This is a genomic window from Leucobacter chromiireducens, assembly GCF_003917135.1.
GTDB lineage: Bacteria > Actinomycetota > Actinomycetes > Actinomycetales > Microbacteriaceae > Leucobacter > Leucobacter chromiireducens_A.
Genome location: NZ_RPDI01000003.1, coordinates 120,892 through 139,639 on the forward strand (window position 1 = coordinate 120,892; position 18,748 = coordinate 139,639).

An 18,748-nucleotide genomic window follows, 5' to 3' on the forward strand; every position below is an offset into this window, starting at 1 on the left:
CTCACTTCGGCGCGCTGATGCGGTTTCTCACGGCTGTCACTCGGGTCCACATCTCATGTATGACCGGGCGCTCAGGCTCGCGGGCGCTTCCCTGAGCGTCCCCGCACCGACAACGCAGTAGACTTCCCTACTGTTCTGTAATCCCTCTGAGGTATCCCGCGAAGATTGGCGGTCGAGCTTGATCCTGAAACGTGCGCATCGCACCGGCCTCGCACTCGTCGGCCTCGTCACCGCGGCGGCCCTCGGCCTCACCGGCTGCTCCGGCGGCACCAGCGGCTCCTCGGCCGGCAACGTCAACACGATCGACGAGGGGCTCGCAGGCAGCATCAACAGCGCCATCGAGTCCGCGCTCGCGCTCAGCCAGTCCACCGAGGCGATCGTCGGGGTGTGGAGCTCGGGCGACGGCGGCAGCTACGTCCAGGGATTCGGATCAGACGAGATCGACGGCAACACCCGCATCCGCGGCGCGCAGGCCACCCAGCCGGTCATGTGCGCGCTCCTGCTCGACCTCGTCGCCGACGGCAAGGTCGACCTCGACCGCGAGATCTCGAAGGATCTGACCCGCCAGTCGGGCATCGAGGGCATCACCTACCGGCAGCTGTGCGACATGCGCTCGGGCATCGCCGATTTCAAGGCAGGGTTTGGCGACCTCTTCGCGAACAACCCCACCCGCCCCTGGCCCGAGCAGGAGCTGCTCGCGCAGGGCCTTGCGCACTCCCCCGAGTCGTGGCCGGGGCTCGACTTCCACCAGTCAGACACCAACGCGATCCTGCTCGAGCGCGTACTCAAGGTGAAGACCGGCGAGGAGGTGCCGCAGCTGCTCGAAGAGCACGTGTTCGCGCCGGCCAAGCTGGGATCGACGTACTACCCCGAGGACGACGCGACCACCATCGCGGGATCCACGCTCGGCTCGCTCACGTACCCGCGCAGCGGCGGGAAGCCGGTGTGCGACGCCGGCCCCGTTGAGGTGCCGGAGGTGTCGCCGACGATGCTCGGCGGCGCCGGGGCCACCGTGACCACCGTCGGGGATCTGCGTGCCTTCTACGAGCAGTACCTCGACGGCGCGTTCGGCGGCGATGCCGCCGGTGTCGTCACCGAGCTGCAGCCGACGAAGAACCCGAAGCGCGACGAGGAGGGCACCCCCACCGAGGATCCCGACACCGAGGGCCGCCAGTGGGCCTTCGGCATGGAGAAGGTTGGTCCTTTGTATGGCCGCTCCGGCGCGATCACGGGGACGCTCACCGCTGCGTACCACGATCCCGAGTCGGGGTACTCGGTTGTAGTGACGCTCAACAACTCGACGGCAGGTGCGGAGTTCGCGAAGCAGCTCGCGATGCAGCTCACCGCGATCGCAGCCGGCGCCGGCGCGGCCCCCGAGGTCTCGTGGTCTGCGGAGGACTCGGCGGCAGCGCTCGCGGAGCGGGCCGTCTGCCAGTAGCACGGGGCGGTGCGCCCGCGCGTGGCGTGCCACACCCGGCTGCGCGCGCGTGTGAATCGGCGTCGGGCTTCCTGCTATAGTTGGTCCGGCGTCACCCTGGGATCGTCGTCTAATGGTAAGACATCAGCTTCCCAAGCTGAGAACGCGGGTTCGATTCCCGTCGGTCCCTCCACTGAAAAGGCCCCGCACTGTGCGGGGCCTTTTGCGTGTTCGGAGCGGGGGTGCGGCGCCGGTGCCGGCTACCCCTTCGGGATGGGCGGGCCGAGCCACAGCAGCACGCTGAACGCCACCGTGACGCCAGCGAGCAGGATGATCACGGACCAGAACGGGTGGCGCAGCACCCAGGCCTGCACGTGCTCGACGAAGCCCCTCGGCGCGTCCTTGCCCGGCGCCAAACGCCAGTCGCCCGCGAGCAGCCCCCGCTTGTCGAGCCACAGCTCGAACGGAAGCGTCGCGAACGGCACGATCGCGAGCACGAGGCCGAGCACGCCGACGCCGGTGCGCCACCGCTGGTTCACCCAGACGAACACGGTCACCACGCAGTACGAGAGAAACACGAAGCCGTGCGCGCCGCCCGCTGGCCGCACGAGGTCGTCGGTCACCCCCGCTCCGCGGAGAATGAGCGCGGTGATGAGCCCCGCCCAGGTGACAAGTTCAGCGAACGCGAAGATCCGAAACAGGAGACGGGGTGACATAGTCCTTACCGTATCTGGCGGGAGCTGGGGTTTCACCAGAGTTTGGGCGGATTCCTGTCATCCGAATGGATGATCTTTCCCCCGCCCTCCCCTCCCTCTCTTCCCCCCTCTTCCTCGCACCTCTCCCCCTTCTTTTTCGGAGAAATCTGATTTCTCGGACGCTTTCGCGCGAAGGGCTCCGAGATTTCCAATTTCTCCGGTGGGGGGCCTGTTTCTCCGGTGGGGTGCATCTCCGGCGGGGGGGGTGGCGCCCACGAGGGCCGGCTACTCCGCGGGCCGCACCGCACCCTCGTGCACGAGCAGCCGCTCCTTCACCGGCACCCCGAACAGGTACCCGCCCAGTCCGCCATCCCGACGCACAATCCGGTGACACGGCACGATCAGTGCAACGAGGTTCGTAGCGCACCCGGACGCCGCCGCCCGCACGGCGCTCGGCCGCCCCGCCAGCGCCGCGAGCTCCGTGTACGTGACCGCCTCCCCCGCCGCCACGTGGCGCAGCGCGCGCCACACCTCCCCGCGAAACGGCGTCTCGGGCTGCGCAACGGGGATCGCGTCGAGCGCGCCGAGATCCCCGGCTGCGTAAGCTCGCACGGCGTCGGGAATCGGGCCGTCCGGTGTCTCCTCCGCGGCCAGCCCGCGCCCGCCCAGCGCAGGATCGAGCCGCACCAAGCGCTCCAGCAGGCTGTGCGCCAGCGGATCCTCCGCGGTGGCGAAGCCCGCGGCCCGCACGAGCCCATCCTCGGGCGTCCAGATCACTCGAAACGGGTGCCCGACAACGTCGATCGTGACGGTGGCCAGGGGCGCTGCGTTGCTCATGGTGTGTCCTTTCTCGACTGCGTGGCCAGGAAGTCTGCCCAAAGAAACTGCGTGGCGTAGCCGCGGAACGGCCGCCAGGGCTCCGCGAGCCGCTCGGCATCGCGCGGCGCGTCCACGCCGAGCGCCCGCCGCAGGATGAGATCCCCGGCCGGGTACGCGTCGGGATCGCCGAGCGCGCGCATCGCGACGAGCTCAACGGTCCACGGCCCGATGCCGCGGATGGCGGCGAGTTCGGCACGGGCACGATCCCGATCTGCTCCCGGCCCGAGGTCGAGGCCACCCGCAAGCACTGTGGCGAGCGCGGAGAGCGTCGCCGCGCGTGCCCCGGTGATGCGCAGCTCCTCGCGGAGCTCAGCGACGGGCATCGCGGCCACCCGCGTCACGTCGATGCGCGCGACGAACCCGGGAGCGGCGCCGCGGTCGGGGAGGTCCGCTGTGGCGAAGCGCCGCACCAGGCGCCCCTGCAGCGTGCGGGCCGCCGCGAGCGACACCTGCTGCCCGAGCACCGTCGCGAGCGCGAACTCGTGCGGATCCCGCGCGGCGGGCAGCCGGAGCCCGGGCCGCGCCGCGATCAGGGAACCCAGTGTTGGATCGGCGCCGAGCGCTGCCTGAATCTGCGCGGGATCCGCGTCGAGGTCGAGCATGCGCCGCAGCGTTTGGATTGCGGGGAGCGTGTCGGCGAGGCCGGGCAGCTCAAGCTCGAGCGGAATCCCCACCGTCCCGCCGGCGCGGTCGCCCCGCTGCGCGGCGAGTTCGGGGACCGCGCCCCAGTCGATCCGCGCGACCGCCGTGCCGCCCGGCACATCGACCGCGTGTGCGGTGGCGGAACTCGGGACCGCGGCGATCTCGTCGCGTCCGGGGATCGCGTGCGCCGCGAGGAACGCGCGCATCGCGGCGGCGTCGAACGGGGCGCGGGTGTGCAGCCGCAGCGCGATGCGCGGCCGCTCCCCGGATCCCGCGCTGCGTGTCCCGGGGAGCGCCTGGGCGCGGCGGCGGGGAAGCGTCGAGGGGGCGACACCGAACTGCTCGCGCATCGTGTCCCCGAACTGACGCACGCTGCCGAAGCCCGCGGCGAAGGCGATGTCGGCGAGCGGCAGCTCCGTCTCCTCGATCAGCGAGCGCGCGGCGTGGGCCCGGCGCGTGCGCGCGAGCTGCACGGGGGTGGCGCCGATCGAGTCGAGCAGCACGCGCCGCAGGTGCCGTTCGCTCACCGCAAGCTCGGCCGCGAGCCCCGCCACCCCGGCCTCGTCGATCGCGCCGTCGCGGATGCGGCGCATGGCGCGGGCAACGAGGTCGCCGCGCGCGTCCCAGTCGCGGGTGCCGGGCACCGCCTCGGGGCGGCAGCGCTTGCACGCGCGGAAGCCGGCGGCGACGCACGCCGCCGCGCTCGGGAAGAAGCGGCAGTTCTCGCGGCGCGGCTTCCTGGCAGGGCAGGATGGCCGGCAGTAGATGCCCGTGCTGGTCACGCCGAGATAGATGCGGCCGTCCCAGCGCGCGTCGCGGCCCGAGGCGGCGCGGTAGCACGCGTCCGCGTCGAGCGGGAGGATCGGCTGGGAGAGGCTCACTCGTCCATTGTTCCGCGCGGCCGGTGCGTGCGCACGCGGAAATCGGACAACGCGGTGGATCGCTTGGGGTGGGTGGGGGCGTGGGCGCGTGCGGGTTGTGTGCCGCCGCCCCGAGGCTCGCAGCCGTTGGCGGCACCGGCCGCGCCACGATCTCGCGTACGCTCGAGAGCATGAACGACGCGACCGGCCGCTCCGCCCTCATCCGCGCCACCGTGGTGGTCGTCGCGGCGGGCGGGCTGCGCGCGCTCACCTACCGCGCGGTCGCCGCCGAGGCTGGCGTGTCGCACGGACTCGTTCGGCATCACTTCGGGACGCGCGATCAGCTCATCGCCGAGGCCATGGAGTACGCGATCCACGAGAGCCTCCGCGAGTCGAACATGCTGCAGGCCGAGCTGACGAGCGACGAGTTCGCCGCGGGCATCGAGTCGCTCGCGGCCCGCGAGGCGGAGATCCAGTCGTTCCAGTACGAGTTGCTGCTCGAGTCTCGCCGCCGACCCGAGCTGCGTTCGCTCGCGGCGCTGCACTACTCCTCGTACCGCGAGGCGATCGGGCGGCAGCTCACGCGGCTCGGCGTCTCCGACGCGGAGCTCACCGAGCTCATCTGGTTCGCGCTCGACGGGATCGTGTTCAAGCAGCTCGTCGTGCCCGAGGACGTGACGCCGGCCGTCCGCCTCATTCGCAAGCTCGTCTCCGCGCAGGCGGCGTAGCCCTCCCTCCCTCCCTTTCCCTCCCTCCTTCTTTCCGCCCTCGCCTCGCCCCCTGGATCGGGGTCACTTGGGCAGGGTGTCGCGCGAGCAGGCGCGGCGACACCCTGCCCAAGTGGCCCCGATCCAGGGGGCCGGTGAGAGGGGGGGCGGTGACAGCGCCAGCGCGCTCCCCCCGAATCACGCCGCACTTGACTATCCATTTGGATAGTTTTAGGCTGGCGGCACTCACGGACGCCACCGGCGGTGCCCGTGCCCGGGCGCGGCCGCCCGGGTCAGCCAGCGAAAGAGACACACCGACGTGACCGAACCCACGCGCGACGCGACCCCCGACACTCAGATCAACTTCCTGTACCTGAACGAACCCGACATGATCCGGGCCGGCGTCACCGACATGGCGGCCTGCGTGGACACCATGACCGATATGCTCGCCCTCTTCGCCGCGGGCGATTACCGCATGGCCGGCACCGAGAACAACTCGCACGGCGCGCAGATCTACTTCCCCGAGACCGAGGAGTTCCCCGGCATGCCGGTGGACGGGCCCGACCGCCGATTCATGGCCATGCCGGCGTACCTCGGCGGCGACTACCAGGTGGCCGGCTGCAAGTGGTACGGCTCGAACGTGGCGAACAAGGAGCGCGGCCTGCCCCGCTCGATCCTCATGTTCACGCTCAACGACAAGGACACCGGCGCGCCGCTCGCCATCATGTCGGCGAACCTGCTGAGCGCATACCGCACCGGCGCGATCCCCGGCGTCGGCGCCCGCTACCTCGCGCGCGAGGACGCCACCACCGTCGGCATCGTCGGCCCGGGCCCCATGAACCGGACCTCGCTCGAGTCGTTCATGGCCGTGCGCCCCGGCATCACCACCGTGAAGGTCTCCGGCCGCGGCCAGGCGGGTATCGACGCGTTTATCGCCTGGGCGACGGAGCGCTTCCCCCAGATCACCACGATCGAGCAGGTCGCCGACATGGAGGCCGCGGTGCGCGGATCCGACATTGTCAGCATCGCCGTTCCGAGCGATTCGGGATCCGAGCACTACCCGCACGTGCGCGACGAGTGGGTGAAGCCGGGCGCCTTCATCTGCTGCTCGGCGCACCTCGCGCTCGATGAGTCGCTCACCGTGCGCTCACGCCACGTCGCCGACGCCCGCAGAATCTACCAGGCCTGGGCCGAGGAGCTCCCAGCCCCCGCGCACGAAACCGTGGGGATCTGGGGCATGCACCTCGTCGATCGGGTGGCCGACGGCCGCATGACCCCCGAGCAGTTTGAAGACATCGGCGAGATCATCCAGGGCAAGACCCCCGGCCGCACGAGCGACGACGAGGTGTTCATCTACTCCGTCGGCGGCATGCCCGTCGAAGACGTTGCCTGGGCAACGCACGTCTACCGCAACGCGGTGCGCGACGGCATCGGCACGAAGCTCAACCTCTGGGACACCCCGGCGCTGGCCTAGCGAAGTCCCGCCAACATCACCCCTCCAACGAAGGAAGCACACATGGATCTGCAGCAGACCGACGTCATCGTGATCGGAGCGGGCGCCGTCGGCGCGATGGCGCTCTGGCAGCTCAGCAAGCGCGAGGGCCTGAAGGTGGTCGGGATCGAGCAGTACGGGCGCGTGCACTCGCACGGCTCCTACGCGGGCGAATCACGCGTCTTCCGCACCGCGGTGCACGAGGGCGGCACCTACGTGCGCATGATCCAGCGCTCGCGTGAGCTCTGGCGCGAGCTCGAGCGCGAGTCGGGCCGCGACATCTACGCGGAGGTCGGCGCGCTCAGTATCGCCCCCGAGGGCTTCCCCGATCTCGTGACCGCGCTCGGCACGGTGCGCGAGTTCGAGCTCGAGCACCGCCTGCTCAGCACGGAGGAACTGCGGGCTGAGTACCCGCAGCACCGCGTGCAGGACGGCGATATTGGCCTGCTCGACGCGCACGGCGGCGGACTCCGCCCCGAGGTCGCGATCATGAGCGCGCTCGACATCGCGGAGGCGAACGGGGCGCAGCTCTTCTTCAACACCCCGGTGATCGACGTTGAGGAGCGCCCGAACGGGGTCGTCGTGCGCACCACGCAGGGCGCCTGGCTCGCGCGCACCGTGGTCGTCGCCTCGGGATCTTGGTCAACGCGCCTGTCCCCCGAGCTCGACGAGCTGCTGCGACTGCAGGTGCTCGGCCTCACCTGGTTCATGCCACAGGACCCGAGCCTGTTCGTACCGGAAAAGTTCCCGGCGTTCCTGCGCGACGCTGGCTCGGTGCACTTCTTCGGCGCCCCGAGCTTCGACGGCTACGCGTTCAAGGCGTGCACGAACCCGGAGTGGCCGGTGTTCCGCGACGTGAGCGAGGTCCCGACGCACCACACCAGGGAAGAGCTGATCAGGATCGGGCAGCGCGCCGCCGAACTCTTCGAGGGCATCAACCTTGAGCCGGTGCGCGAGAGTGTGCACCACTGCGCGTACACGCCGGACCGCCTCCCCGTGGTCGACCAGAGCGCGAGCGGCCGGATCGTGACGGTGACCGGGCTCTCGGGTCACGGCTTCAAGTTCGCGCCGAAGGTCGGCGAGTGGGCGGCCCAGCTCGCGGCGGGCTTCTCTCCTGACGCGGCGGGGGTGGATCCGCGCTTCGCGCTCCCCGCCCACATGGAGCGCCTCGCGGTGACGGGCCCCTACACGGGCGGCGGCCACTAGCCCCCTGGCCCCCTGCCCCCCTGGCCCCCATTCCAAAAGTGGCAAAGCGACCCTTCACGCGCGTGAAGGGTCGCTTTGCCACTTTTCACTGGGGGTGGGTGGGCTGGGGGCCAGGGGTGGGGGCGGGACCAGAGCACAGGTGTCCCATTAGTTCTACTTCGGGTAGGGTTATTCATGACGACCGCATCACCAGACGAGAGGACGCGCATGGGACTGCCAGTCAGAGTCGATGGGCTCAGCAAGAGTTTCGGGAGGGTGCGCGCGGTCAACGCGCTCAGCTTCACCGCGCAGCCGGGCCGAGTCACCGGCTTCCTCGGGCCGAACGGATCAGGCAAAACGACCACGCTCGCCATGACGCTCGGCCTCGTCAGGCCCGACAGCGGCAGCGCGACCATCGGTGATGCGCCCTACGCGGCGCTGGAGCGCCCCGCCCTCACGGTTGGCGCCGCGCTCTCCGCCGACTTCCACCCGGCGCACACCGGGCGCGCGCACCTCGACATCGCCCGCCGCGCGATCGGCCTGCCGGAAGCGCGCGTCGAGGAGATCCTCACGCTCGTCGGTCTGAGCGACGCCGCCGACCGCAAGACCGGCGGCTACTCGCTCGGCATGCGCCAGCGGCTCGCGCTCGGCACGGCGCTGCTCGGGGATCCCGATGTGCTCCTCCTCGACGAGCCGATCAACGGCCTCGATCCCGAGGGGATCCGCTGGATCCGCGTGTTCCTCCGGCACCTCGCCAGCCAGGGCAAAACCGTCGTGCTCTCGTCGCACCTGCTCAGCGAGGTCCAGCAGACCGTCGACGACGTGATCGTCATCCGGCGCGGCGAGCTCGCATTCGCCGGCACGCTCGCCGAACTGCAGCGCGGCGCCGAGCAGGCCCCCGTGCGCGTCGCGGGCAGCGACCAGGCCGCGCTCGCGCGCGCCCTCGAGCAGGCGGGCGCGCAGGTGCACAGCCAGCACGGCGCAGCCCTCCGCGTCACCGGATTGGATCCCGACGCCGTGGGGAAGATCGCGTTCGCCGCCGGCGTTCCGCTCTCGCATCTCAGCGCCGAAGCCGGGGAGCTCGAACAGCGCTTCCTCGACCTGATCAACGGCAGCACCGAGGGAGGCCTCGCATGACCCGCATCATTCGCAGCGTCTCCGCCGAGTGGCGGAAGGTCCGCGCCACCAAGCTGTGGTGGATCCTCGCGCTCGTCCTCGCCGCATACTCGGCCCTGATGGCCGGGGCGTTCGGCTTCATGTTCGGCTCGCTGGCCGACCAGATGGGCGGCGTGGCGCTCCCGGCGCAGGAGACGGCCGGCCTGGTGTACTCGGGGGTGGCGACGTTCGGCTACGTGATCCCGCTCATCTTCGGCGCGCTCATGGCGACGGGCGAGATCCGCCACCGCACGCTGGGCCTCGCGTTCACGTTTGAGCCGCGGCGGGGCATCGTGCTGCTCGGCAAGGTCAAGGTGCTGCTCGGGGTTGGTCTGCTGCTCGGCGTCGCCGGGGTCATCGGCGCGGTGAGTGCCGGCGGCGGCATCCTCGCGGCGACCGGGGGCGATCCGATGCTCGGCACGGCGGACACCTGGGCGCTCCTCGCGCGCACGATCGTCGCGATCGGCGTGTGGGCGGTAATCGGTTTCGGCGTCGGGCTGCTCGTGGGCAACCAGGCCTTCGCGATCGTGATCACTCTCGTGTTCACGCAGTTCCTCGAGCCGGTGCTGCGGATGGCTGCCGGGTTCTGGGACTGGAGCGCGCAGCTCGCCAAGTACCTGCCCGGCGCCGCGAGCGACGCGTTCGTCGGTGCGAGCGTGATGAACAGCATGTCGGCGATCGATCCGACCGCGCCAGCGAGCGCGGCCCCGCTCGGGATCTGGGCCGGCCTTGCCGTGCTCATCGCCTACGGCGTGGTCGCGGTGCTGCTCGGCTGGCTGACGCGCTGGCGCCGAGACGTGGCGTAAGAGGTCCGGGCCCCCGGCCCGCCGGGATTGCAGCGAGTCTGATCCGTTTCCGCACGCGGAATCCGGATCAGACTCGCTGCATTTTGCCGAATGAAGGGGGCGGAGCCCCGGACCGGGGCGGGGAGAGCGATCAGGCGCGCGGGACCAGCGGGGAGTGCCGCTGCACCCAGCTGAACATCGCCACCGCGGCCGCCGCCGACGCGTTGATCGAGCGCGTCGAGCCGTACTGGGTGATCTCCACGACCGCCTCGGCCGCCGCGATCGCCTCGGCGGTGAGGCCGGGCCCCTCCTGGCCGAACAGCATGACGCACCGCTCCGGCCAGTCGAACGTTTCCATCGGCACGCAGCCGGGCACGTTGTCGATCGCGATGATCGGCACGCCCTCCGCACGCGCCCAGGCGACGAGCGCGTCGATGTCCTCGCGGTGCTCGACGTGCTGGTAGCGGTCCGTCACCATCGCGCCGCGCTTGTTCCAGCGGCGGCGGCCGACAATGTGCACGGTGTCGGCGGCGAACGCGTTCGCGCTGCGCACGATCGAGCCGATGTTCATGTCGTGCTGCCAGTTCTCGATCGCCACGTGGAACGGGTGCCGGTGCTCATCGAGATCAGCCACGATCGCGGCCATCCGCCAGTACCGGTACCGGTCGATCACATTGCGGGTGTCCCCGTGCTCCAGCAGCTCGGGATCGTACCGCTCATCCTCCGGCCACGCGTCGCGCCCGCCCGGCCACGGCCCGACGCCGGCCGTGGTGCGCTCGGGGTGCGGGGCGGCCGGCTCCGCCACAGCGGCACGTGCGGGATCGGGATCAGCGATGTGGTTCACCCGCCCATTCTCCCAGGCCGCGCACGCGGCGCGCGCCGCCCCGTATGCTGAGCGCATGCCTGCCCCCACCGTCCGTGTGCTGATCGCGCCCGACTCGTTCAAGGGGAGCTGCGCCGCACCCGATGCCGCACACGCGCTCGCCGCCGGGGCGCGCGCTGCGCTCGGCCCCGCCGCCCGCATCCGGCAGCTGCCGCTTGCCGACGGCGGCGAGGGCACGCTCGAGGCCCTCACGGCGGCCTGGGGCGGGGACATCGCCACGGTGCCCACCACTGACGCGCTGGGTCGGCCGCGCAGCGGCCGGATCGGGCTGAGCGCCGACGGCTCGCGCGCGATCATCGAGGCCGCCGAGGCGAACGGGCTGCCGCACGTCGCCGACGCACCGCTGCGCGCGCTCGACGCGGACTCCGCGGGGGTCGGAACGCTGATCCGCGCCGCCCTCGGCACGGGTGCGCGCGAGCTGCTCCTGTGCGTCGGCGGCTCGGCGACGAGCGACGGCGGCGCCGGCATGCTGCGCGCGCTCGGCGTGGGATTGCTGCGCGCGGATGGCTCGCCGATCGCGGCGGGGGCGCGCGGGCTCACCGAGCTGGCGCGGATCGACGCGGCCGGGCTGCTCCCCGCTGTGCGCGAGGCGCGGTGGCGGATCGCGGTTGACGTCCAGAACCCGGTGGTCGGCCCGCGGGGCGTCGCCGCCATGTTCGGCCCGCAGAAGGGCGCGACACCCGCGGAGATCGGGGTGATCGACGCGGGGCTGCGGCGCTTCGCCGAGCTCCTCGCCGCGCCGAACGCGAGCCCGCCCCTCACCCGGCTCCCCGGGCTCGGCGCGGCGGGCGGCCTCGCGCTCGGGCCGGTCGCGCTGTGGGGCGCGGAGCTCGTGCCGGGGGCGGAGCTGGTGGCGGACGCCGTTGGCCTGGACGCCGCGCTCCGCGAGGCCGACCTCGTGCTCACCGGGGAGGGGAGGCTCGACGCGCAGTCCCTCACCGGCAAGGTGGTGTCGCGCGTGCTCGCGGGGAGCGCGCGGGCGGACGCCTCCCGCCCGCGCACGGTGGTGATCGCGGGCTCCGTCGCGCTCAGCGCGGCGGAGTGCCGCGCCGCCGGCATCACCGCCGCGCTGTCGCTCGCGCAGGGCCCGGCCTCGCTCGACGCCCTCCAGCGCGACGCACGCGAGCTCCTCGCGGAGGCCGCGGCGCACGCGTGCGCGCTCGCGTTCCCCGCGGGACCGCCCGAAACGCCGGGGCGCAGCGATCCCGCGCGAGTGAACTAGGCGGACGCCGCCGCGAGCCGCTCAAGCTCCGCGCCCGACAGCTCCGTGCGGAGCGAGGCGAGGAGCGCGCCCAGCTGCGACGCAGTGCGCGCGCTCGCGATGGGGGCGGCCACCGTTGGCTGCTGGCGCAGCCACGCGAGCGCGATCGTGGAGATCTCGGCCGAGTGCGCCGCGGCGACCTCGTCGAGGGCAGCGAGCACGGCCTGCCCGCGCTCGTTCAGGTAGCCGATCGCGGAAGAGGCGCGGTCGCTCGCGCCCGGCGCGGTCGCGTCGGCGGCGGCGCGGTACTTGCCGGCGAGGAACCCGCTCGCCAGCGAGAAGTAGGGGAACACCCCGAGCCCCTCGGCCTCGGCGACCGCGCGCAGACCGTTCGTTTCGAAGTCGCGCTCCACCAGGTTGTAGTGCGGCTGGAGGGCGACGGGCAGGTGGTAGCCGCCAGCGCGGGCGATGCTGAACCACTCGGCCGCCCGCTCCGCGGTGTAGTTCGAGATCCCGATCGCGCGGATCTTCCCGGCGTCGACGAGCCCGGAGAACGCGGCAACGGTCTCCTCGAGCGGGGTGTCGGCGTCGTCGAAGTGCGCGTAGTAGAGGTCGATGTGCTCGGTGCCGAGGCGGGCGAGCGAGGCGTCGGCTGCCGCGCGCACGTTCGCGGCGGCGAGGCCGGAGAACTCGGGGTGCGTCGACACCTTCGTCGCGAGCACGACGCGGTCCCGTGCGCCGCGCGCGGCGAACCACTCGCCGAGGATCGTTTCCGACTCGCCGCCGGTGTGCCCTGGGGCCCAGTGCGAGTAGCCGTCGGCGGTGTCGACGAAGTTCCCACCCCCGGCGACGAACCCGTCGAGCACGTCGAAGGAGGCGTCGCGGTCCGCGGTCCAGCCGAAGACGTTGCCGCCGAGTGCCAGCTGCGTGATCTCGAGCTCGGACGTGCCGATGCTGATGCGGGTGGGCTCTGCCATGTCGACTCCTTCGGGGAATGGGCGCGGCGCCCAGGCGGCGCCACACCCACCCCAACGCGGGGCGCGGCGCGGACATTCCTCGGAGTGTCCGCGCCGCGCCCGTGCGACTAGTGCTCCGGCATCACCTCGAGGGCGAGCGAGCCGCGATCCGGCGCGACGTCGACCCGCACGGCCGAGCCGTCGCGCACCTCACCGGAGAGGATCGCGCGCGCGAGGCGGTCGTCGATCTCCTTCTGCATGAGGCGACGCAGCGGGCGCGCACCGTAGCTCGGATCGTAGCCCCGCGCGGCGAGCCAGCCACGCGCCTCCGGCGTCACCGCGAGGGTGAGGCGGCGATCCGCGAGGCGCAGCTGCATCCGGTCGATCGCGAGCTCGACGATCTGTGCAAGGTTCTCCTCGGAGAGCGGGTGGAAGATCACCATCTCGTCGAGGCGGTTGATGAACTCGGGCTTGAACGCACGCCGCACCGTCTCGCGCACGGCGGCTTCCTTCTCGGGCCAGGCGAGATCCTGATCGACGAGGTACTGGCTGCCCAGGTTCGAGGTGAGGATGAGGATCACGTTGCGGAAGTCGACCGTGCGGCCCTGCCCGTCGGTGAGCCGCCCATCGTCGAGCACCTGGAGCAGCACGTCGAACACCTCGGGGTGCGCCTTCTCCACCTCGTCGAGCAGCACAACCGAGTAGGGCCGGCGTCGCACCGCTTCAGTGAGCTGCCCACCCTGCTCGTAGCCGACGTACCCGGGAGGGGCGCCGACGAGGCGCGACACGGAGTGCTTCTCGCCGTACTCGCTCATGTCGATGCGCACCATCGCGTGCTCGTCGTCGAAGAGGAACTCGGCGAGCGCCTTCGCGAGCTCCGTCTTGCCCACACCCGTCGGGCCGAGGAACAGGAACGAGCCGGTGGGTCGATTGGGATCCGCGATCCCCGCCCGGGTGCGCCGCACCGCATCGGCGACCGCGGCGACCGCGTCCCCCTGCCCGATGAGGCGCTTGCCGAGCTCGCTCTCGAGCGCGAGCAGCTTCTCGGTCTCGCCCTGCAGCAGCCGGCCGACCGGGATCCCGGTCCACGCGGCGACGACGCCGGCGATGTCCTCGTCGGTCACCTGGTCGTTGACCATGCGCGGCTCGCCGCCGACCTCGCCGGCCGCCTCTGCGTTCTCCGCCTCCGTGAGCTGCTTCTGGATCACGGGGATCTCGCCGTAGAGCAGCTTGGACGCCTTCTCCAGCTGTCCCTCGCGCTGCGCGACCTCGGCGGCCATGCGCAGCTGGTCGAGCTTCTCGCGCAGCTCGCCGACGCGGTTGAGGCTCGCGCGCTCGCGCTCCCAGCGGGCCTCGAGCACGTCGAGCTCGGCCTGCTTCTCGCCGAGGTCTTCGCGGAGCTTCGCGAGGCGCTCCTTCGAGGCGTCGTCCTTCTCCTTCTTGAGCGCGAGCTCCTCGAGCTTCAGCCGGTCGACGGCGCGGCGCAGCTCATCGATCTCCATGGGCGCCGAGTCGATCTCCATGCGCAGGCGGCTCGCCGCCTCGTCGATCAGGTCGATCGCCTTGTCCGGCAGCTGGCGCGCGGTGATGTAGCGGTTGGAGAGCGCCGCCGCGGCGACCAGCGCCGAGTCGGCGATCGTCACCTTGTGGTGCGCCTCGTAGCGCTCCTTCAATCCGCGCAGGATCGCCACGGTGTCTTCCACGGACGGCTCGCCAACATAGACCTGCTGGAATCGTCGCTCGAGCGCCGCGTCCTTCTCGATGTACTCCCGGTACTCGTCGAGGGTCGTCGCGCCGATGAGGCGCAGCTCGCCGCGGGCCAGCATGGGCTTCAGCATCTGCGAGGCCGCGACGGAGCTCTCGCCGCCGCCAGCGCCCATGAGCGTGTGCAGCTCGTCGATGAAGGTGATGAACTTGCCGTCGGACTCCTTGATCTCGGCGAGCACCGCCTTCATCCGCTCCTCGAACTCGCCGCGGTACTTCGCGCCGGCGATGAGCGCGGAGATGTCGAGGGAGATGAGCTCCTTGTCCTTCAGTGACTCGGCGACGTCGCCAGCGACGATGCGCTGGGCGAGGCCCTCGACGACGGCGGTCTTGCCGACGCCCGGCTCGCCGATCAGCACCGGGTTGTTCTTGGTGCGTCGGGTGAGCACCTGGCTCACGCGGCGAATCTCGGAGTCGCGTCCGATCACCGGGTCGAGTTTGCCCGAGCGGGCGACCTCCGTGAGGTTGACGCCGAACTGCTCGAGGGCGGACTGTTCGCCCTCGCCCTGGGCGGGCTGCCAGTTTGCCTGCATGTGGGTCCCTTCCGTTCGCAGAGCCACGCGGCACGGCGTCCGGGCGGCTGCGCCGGACGTTCGCCGCAAACTTGAGTGTTGTTGACTCAAGTTTAACCGACGGGCGCGAATCACGCCAGAGAAACTCCTGAACGTGCGATGAACGCTCGCCGCGCAGGGCCGGGGCTCCCGGGCTCCGGTTCCGGGGCTCGGGCTCCCGGGCTAGGGCTCCCGCGGGTGGCGCTCCACGCGGCCCCCGCCCATCAGGCCGGGCGCCGGGTACTGCACACCCGTGACGCGGTGCACCACGAGCGCCACCGCGACGATCAGCACGGGTGCGGCGAGCGCCGGGAGCAGCAGGAACTGCCAGCCGGCGCCGGTCGCGAGCGCCACCACCGCGGTCGCGACCGCCGGCGGGTGGATGATGCGCGCGACCGCCATCGCCGCCGTCGCGAGCCCCGCGACGAGCGCCGCGCTCCACCACGCCATCGGCGCGACCAGCGCGGCCCCGACCCCGACCATGGCCGACACGACGTGCCCACCGATCACCGCGCTCGGCTGCGACACGGGCGCCTCGGGCAGCAGGTACACGAGGAGACAGCTGGGGGCGAAGCCGAGAAACAGCAGGGTCAGGTCGACCGTGTCGCCGAGCAGTCCGAGCAGGGCGACCGCGAGCGCGACGCCGAGCGCCGCGAGCAGGAGTCGCCGCCACGGCAGCCGCGGCTGCCCCGAACGCCAGAGACCACGCATCGACCACTCCTTCACCTTCACGCACCGCCGCCGCGGCACTCGCGTATCCTACCGAGCCGGTCATGCGGGCGCGTGTCGGCGGCGCCTCGTATGGTGGGAGTACCCGACGCGAAGGAGTCACATGGTCACGCTCGCCCCCACCATCCAGCTCACCGGCGGTGCCGCGATGCCCGCTCTGGCACTCGGCACCTGGCCCATGAACGACGCGGAGACGGCGGAGGCCGTCGCGGCGGCCCTCGCGGCCGGCTACCGCCACATCGACACGGCTGAGAACTACGGCAACGAGCGCGGGGTCGGCGAGGGGATCCGGCGCTCCGGGCTCCCCCGCGATGAGGTGTTCATCACCACGAAGTTCAATCGCGCCTGGCACAGCGTCGACGGTGTGCGCACCGCGTTCGAGGCCAGCTGCGAGCGCCTCGGGGTCGACACGATCGACCTGTTCCTGGTGCACTGGCCCAACCCGGATCAGGATCGCTACGTCGACGCCGTGCGCGGCCTCGCCGCGCTCCGTGAGGAGGGACGCATCCGGGCGCTCGGCGTCTCGAACTTCACGCCGGCGCACCTCGCACGCGTCATCGAGGCCGGCGTCGTACCGGAGGTGAACCAGATCCAGCTCGATCCCGAGCACACGCAGCCGGAGGTGCAGGCGGCGAACCGGGCGCACGGCATCGTCACGACCGCGTACACGCCGCTCGGCCGCGGCGGGGCGTTCCTCGCCGCCCCCGCCATCACCGACGCGGCCGCGGCGCACGGGAAGACACCAGCGCAGATCACGCTGCGCTGGCACGTGCAGCAGGGCAACGCTGCCGCCCCGAAGTCCGCTGATCCCGCGCGGCAGCGGGAGAACCTCGACATCTTCGACTTCGCGCTCACGGCGGCGGAGATGGCGGCGATCAGCGCGCTCGACGTTGGGGCGCCGCTGCACCACGACGCCGACGAGTTCGGGCACTAGCCGGCACGGCGGCCAGCCCACACCCGGCTACAGCAGCCTGAGGTCCGCCTCGATCGCTGCGGCGGTCTCCAGCAGCTGCGGGAGGTGGTGCTCGCGCAGGCGCGCCACCGTCTCGCGGCTGGCGCTCGTCGACACGTTGATTGCCGCGGCGACCCGGCCATCGCGGCCGCGGATCGGGGCCGCGGCCGAGCGGAGCCCCACCTCGAGCTCGCCGTCGACAATCGCCCAGCCCTGCTCCGCCACGCGGTCGAGCTCCCCGCGCAGCTCGGGCGTCTCGGCGAGCGTGCGCGGCGTGAGCGCCGTCACTCCGCTCTCACTCAGGAGCGTCGCCTGCTCCGCCGCGGGGAGCGCGGCAAGCAGCACGCGCCCCATGCTCGTCGCGTACGCGGGGAAACGCGTACCGATCGTGATGCCCACCGTCATGATCCTGCGCGTTGGCACCCGCGCAACGTACACGATGTCCGTGTCGGAGAGCACCGCGGCCGACACCGACTCGTCGAGCGCGCGCGACAGCCGTTCGAGGTGGGGCTGCATCACCTCGGGCAGCGAGAGGGCAGAGAGGTAGCTGAAGCCGAGCTCGAGGATCCGCGGGGTGAGCGCGAACGAGCGGCCCGTCGCGCGGACGTAGCCGAGCGCCTCGAGCGTGCGGAGGAACCGCCTGGCCGCCGCCGCAGGCATCTCGGCCCGCCGCGCGACCTCGCTGAGCGTCAGCTCGGGGAATTCGGCGTCGAACGCCCGGATGACGGCGATGCCGCGCGCGAGGGACTGCACGAAGTCGCCGCCGCCCTGCTCGGGGGCCGGCGCTGGCTCGGCACCTGCGCGTTCACTGTCAGTCACGAGAATCAGACTAGCCGCTCGGGCGAGCTAGCGGCTCGCGGCCGTACAGTGAGGACATGGTGAACTATCGCTTCCTCGGCAACAGCGGGCTCAAGATCTCGGAGATCACGTTCGGCAACTGGGTGACCCACGCGTCGCAGGTGGGCGACGACGCTGCGGTGCAGACCGTGCACGCCGCACTCGACGCCGGAATCACCACCTTCGACACGGCAGACACGTACGCGAACACCGCGGCGGAGGCCGTGCTCGGCCGCGCACTGCAGGGCCAGCGTCGCGCGGGCCTCGAGATCTTCACGAAGGTGTACTTCCCCACCGGCCCGATGGGGCCGAACGACACGGGGCTCAGCCGCAAGCACATCTTCGAGTCGATCGACGGCTCGCTCACCCGGCTCGGCACCGACTACGTCGACCTCTACCAGGCGCACCGTTTCGACTACGAAACGCCGCTCGAGGAGACCATGCAGGCGTTCGCCGACGTGGTGCGCCAGGGGAAGGCGCTCTACATCGGCGTCTCCGAGTGGACCGCCGAGCAGCTCCGCGCCGGGCACGAGATCGCGACGCGGCTCGGGGTGCAGCTCATTTCGAACCAGCCGCAGTACTCGATGCTCCACCGGGTGATCGAGGAGCGCGTCATCCCCGCGTCCGAGGAGCTCGGGATCTCGCAGATCGTGTGGTCGCCGATGGCGCAGGGCGTGCTCTCCGGCAAGTACCTGCCCGGGCAGCAGGCGCCCACCGGTTCGCGGGCCACCGACGAGAAGTCGGGGGCCGACTTCATTCAGAAGTATCTGCGCGACGACATCCTCGAGGCGGTGCAGCGGCTGCGGCCGATCGCCGCCGAGGCCGGGCTGACGATGCCGCAGCTCGCGATCGCCTGGGTGCTACAGAACCCGGGGGTCGCCGCGGCGCTCGTCGGCGCCTCGCGCCCCGAGCAGCTCGCCGACACCGTGCAGGCGTCGGGCGTCACCCTCGACGCCGACACGCTGCGCGCCATCGACGCGGCCCTCGGCGACACCCCGAACCGCGACCCCGAGGACACGTACGGGGTGTCGCCGAAGCGACGCCTCGTGTAGCCGCGT

Annotated in this window: 17 protein-coding genes and 1 tRNA gene; 10 read left to right on the forward strand and 8 right to left on the reverse strand. The window is 71.6% G+C overall.

All coding sequences use genetic code 11. From position 1 onward, the window contains the following. The first annotated feature begins 178 nt into the window (after nucleotides 1-178). Together EGM46_RS02580 and EGM46_RS02585 are read left to right on the forward strand one after the other, a co-directional pair. A complete protein-coding gene (locus EGM46_RS02580; protein ID WP_125098595.1) occupies nucleotides 179-1,438 on the forward strand; it encodes a serine hydrolase domain-containing protein in 1,260 nt (419 codons plus the stop codon). Between the two features lie 98 nt (nucleotides 1,439-1,536). Then, nucleotides 1,537-1,610: transfer RNA gene (locus tag EGM46_RS02585), tRNA-Gly, on the forward strand. Between the two features lie 67 nt (nucleotides 1,611-1,677). Here EGM46_RS02585 and EGM46_RS02590 read toward each other — a convergent pair. From EGM46_RS02590 to EGM46_RS02600, 3 genes are all read right to left on the reverse strand, one after another. After that, on the reverse strand, nucleotides 1,678-2,133 hold the full coding sequence (locus EGM46_RS02590; protein WP_125098596.1) for a DUF3817 domain-containing protein: 456 nt from the start codon (nucleotides 2,131-2,133) through the stop codon (nucleotides 1,678-1,680). A gap of 264 nt (nucleotides 2,134-2,397) precedes the next feature. Further along, entirely contained in the window at nucleotides 2,398-2,949 is a 552-nt protein-coding gene (locus EGM46_RS02595; protein ID WP_125098597.1) for a methylated-DNA--[protein]-cysteine S-methyltransferase, read from the reverse strand. Beyond that, entirely contained in the window at nucleotides 2,946-4,514 is a 1,569-nt protein-coding gene (locus EGM46_RS02600) for a DNA-3-methyladenine glycosylase 2 family protein (RefSeq protein ID WP_206427479.1), read from the reverse strand. Before EGM46_RS02600 ends, EGM46_RS02595 begins: the two co-directional genes overlap by 4 nt. Before the next feature lie 170 nt (nucleotides 4,515-4,684). On the opposite strand from EGM46_RS02600, the gene EGM46_RS02605 reads away from it, so the two are divergent. From EGM46_RS02605 to EGM46_RS02625, 5 genes are all read left to right on the forward strand, one after another. Further along, the gene (locus EGM46_RS02605) at nucleotides 4,685-5,221 is read left to right on the forward strand and encodes a TetR/AcrR family transcriptional regulator (protein ID WP_125098598.1); all 537 of its coding nucleotides are present in this window, start codon (nucleotides 4,685-4,687) and stop codon (nucleotides 5,219-5,221) included. A gap of 298 nt (nucleotides 5,222-5,519) precedes the next feature. Beyond that, nucleotides 5,520-6,674 (forward strand): tyramine oxidase subunit B, encoded by a 1,155-nt coding sequence (locus EGM46_RS02610; RefSeq protein ID WP_241156138.1) that lies wholly within the window; start codon nucleotides 5,520-5,522, stop codon nucleotides 6,672-6,674. A 42-nt stretch (nucleotides 6,675-6,716) separates the two neighbouring features. Then, entirely contained in the window at nucleotides 6,717-7,898 is a 1,182-nt protein-coding gene (gene solA, locus EGM46_RS02615) for an N-methyl-L-tryptophan oxidase (protein ID WP_125098599.1), read from the forward strand. 174 nt (nucleotides 7,899-8,072) lie between these two features. Continuing rightward, nucleotides 8,073-9,014: an ABC transporter ATP-binding protein gene (locus EGM46_RS02620; protein ID WP_125098600.1), complete on the forward strand. Its 942-nt coding sequence runs from the start codon at nucleotides 8,073-8,075 to the stop codon at nucleotides 9,012-9,014. Next, nucleotides 9,011-9,838 carry an ABC transporter permease gene (locus tag EGM46_RS02625; RefSeq protein WP_125098601.1) on the forward strand — a complete coding sequence of 276 codons (828 nt, stop codon included), beginning with the start codon at nucleotides 9,011-9,013 and terminating at the stop codon, nucleotides 9,836-9,838. Before EGM46_RS02620 ends, EGM46_RS02625 begins: the two co-directional genes overlap by 4 nt. A 130-nt stretch (nucleotides 9,839-9,968) precedes the next feature. Here the strand turns inward: EGM46_RS02625 and EGM46_RS02630 are convergent, their stop codons facing one another. Next, nucleotides 9,969-10,622, reverse strand: a complete 654-nt coding sequence (locus EGM46_RS02630) for a TrmH family RNA methyltransferase (protein ID WP_241156144.1) — start codon at nucleotides 10,620-10,622, stop codon at nucleotides 9,969-9,971. Between the two features lie 94 nt (nucleotides 10,623-10,716). Here EGM46_RS02630 and EGM46_RS02635 point away from each other — a divergent pair, with 94 nt between their 5' ends. Further along, the gene (locus EGM46_RS02635) at nucleotides 10,717-11,922 is read left to right on the forward strand and encodes a glycerate kinase (protein ID WP_125098603.1); all 1,206 of its coding nucleotides are present in this window, start codon (nucleotides 10,717-10,719) and stop codon (nucleotides 11,920-11,922) included. Here EGM46_RS02635 and EGM46_RS02640 read toward each other — a convergent pair. The 3 genes from EGM46_RS02640 to EGM46_RS02650 form a co-directional block, all read right to left on the reverse strand. Beyond that, nucleotides 11,919-12,878 (reverse strand): aldo/keto reductase, encoded by a 960-nt coding sequence (locus EGM46_RS02640; RefSeq protein ID WP_125098604.1) that lies wholly within the window; start codon nucleotides 12,876-12,878, stop codon nucleotides 11,919-11,921. The two genes, EGM46_RS02635 and EGM46_RS02640, sit on opposite strands and share 4 nt — an antisense overlap. A gap of 107 nt (nucleotides 12,879-12,985) precedes the next feature. Beyond that, entirely contained in the window at nucleotides 12,986-15,154 is a 2,169-nt protein-coding gene (locus tag EGM46_RS02645) for an ATP-dependent Clp protease ATP-binding subunit (protein ID WP_125098605.1), read from the reverse strand. Between the two features lie 201 nt (nucleotides 15,155-15,355). Next, nucleotides 15,356-15,883 (reverse strand): HPP family protein, encoded by a 528-nt coding sequence (locus tag EGM46_RS02650; RefSeq protein WP_125098606.1) that lies wholly within the window; start codon nucleotides 15,881-15,883, stop codon nucleotides 15,356-15,358. A gap of 121 nt (nucleotides 15,884-16,004) precedes the next feature. Between EGM46_RS02650 and EGM46_RS02655 the strand changes: the two genes are divergently transcribed. After that, a complete protein-coding gene (locus EGM46_RS02655; RefSeq protein ID WP_125098607.1) occupies nucleotides 16,005-16,835 on the forward strand; it encodes an aldo/keto reductase in 831 nt (276 codons plus the stop codon). Between the two features lie 27 nt (nucleotides 16,836-16,862). Here the strand turns inward: EGM46_RS02655 and EGM46_RS02660 are convergent, their stop codons facing one another. Next, complete coding sequence (locus EGM46_RS02660; protein WP_125098608.1) at nucleotides 16,863-17,672, reverse strand: IclR family transcriptional regulator domain-containing protein; 810 nt, start codon at nucleotides 17,670-17,672, stop codon at nucleotides 16,863-16,865. Between the two features lie 56 nt (nucleotides 17,673-17,728). Between EGM46_RS02660 and EGM46_RS02665 the strand changes: the two genes are divergently transcribed. Then, nucleotides 17,729-18,742 (forward strand): aldo/keto reductase family protein, encoded by a 1,014-nt coding sequence (locus EGM46_RS02665; protein ID WP_125098609.1) that lies wholly within the window; start codon nucleotides 17,729-17,731, stop codon nucleotides 18,740-18,742. The last annotated feature ends 6 nt before the right edge of the window (nucleotides 18,743-18,748 follow it).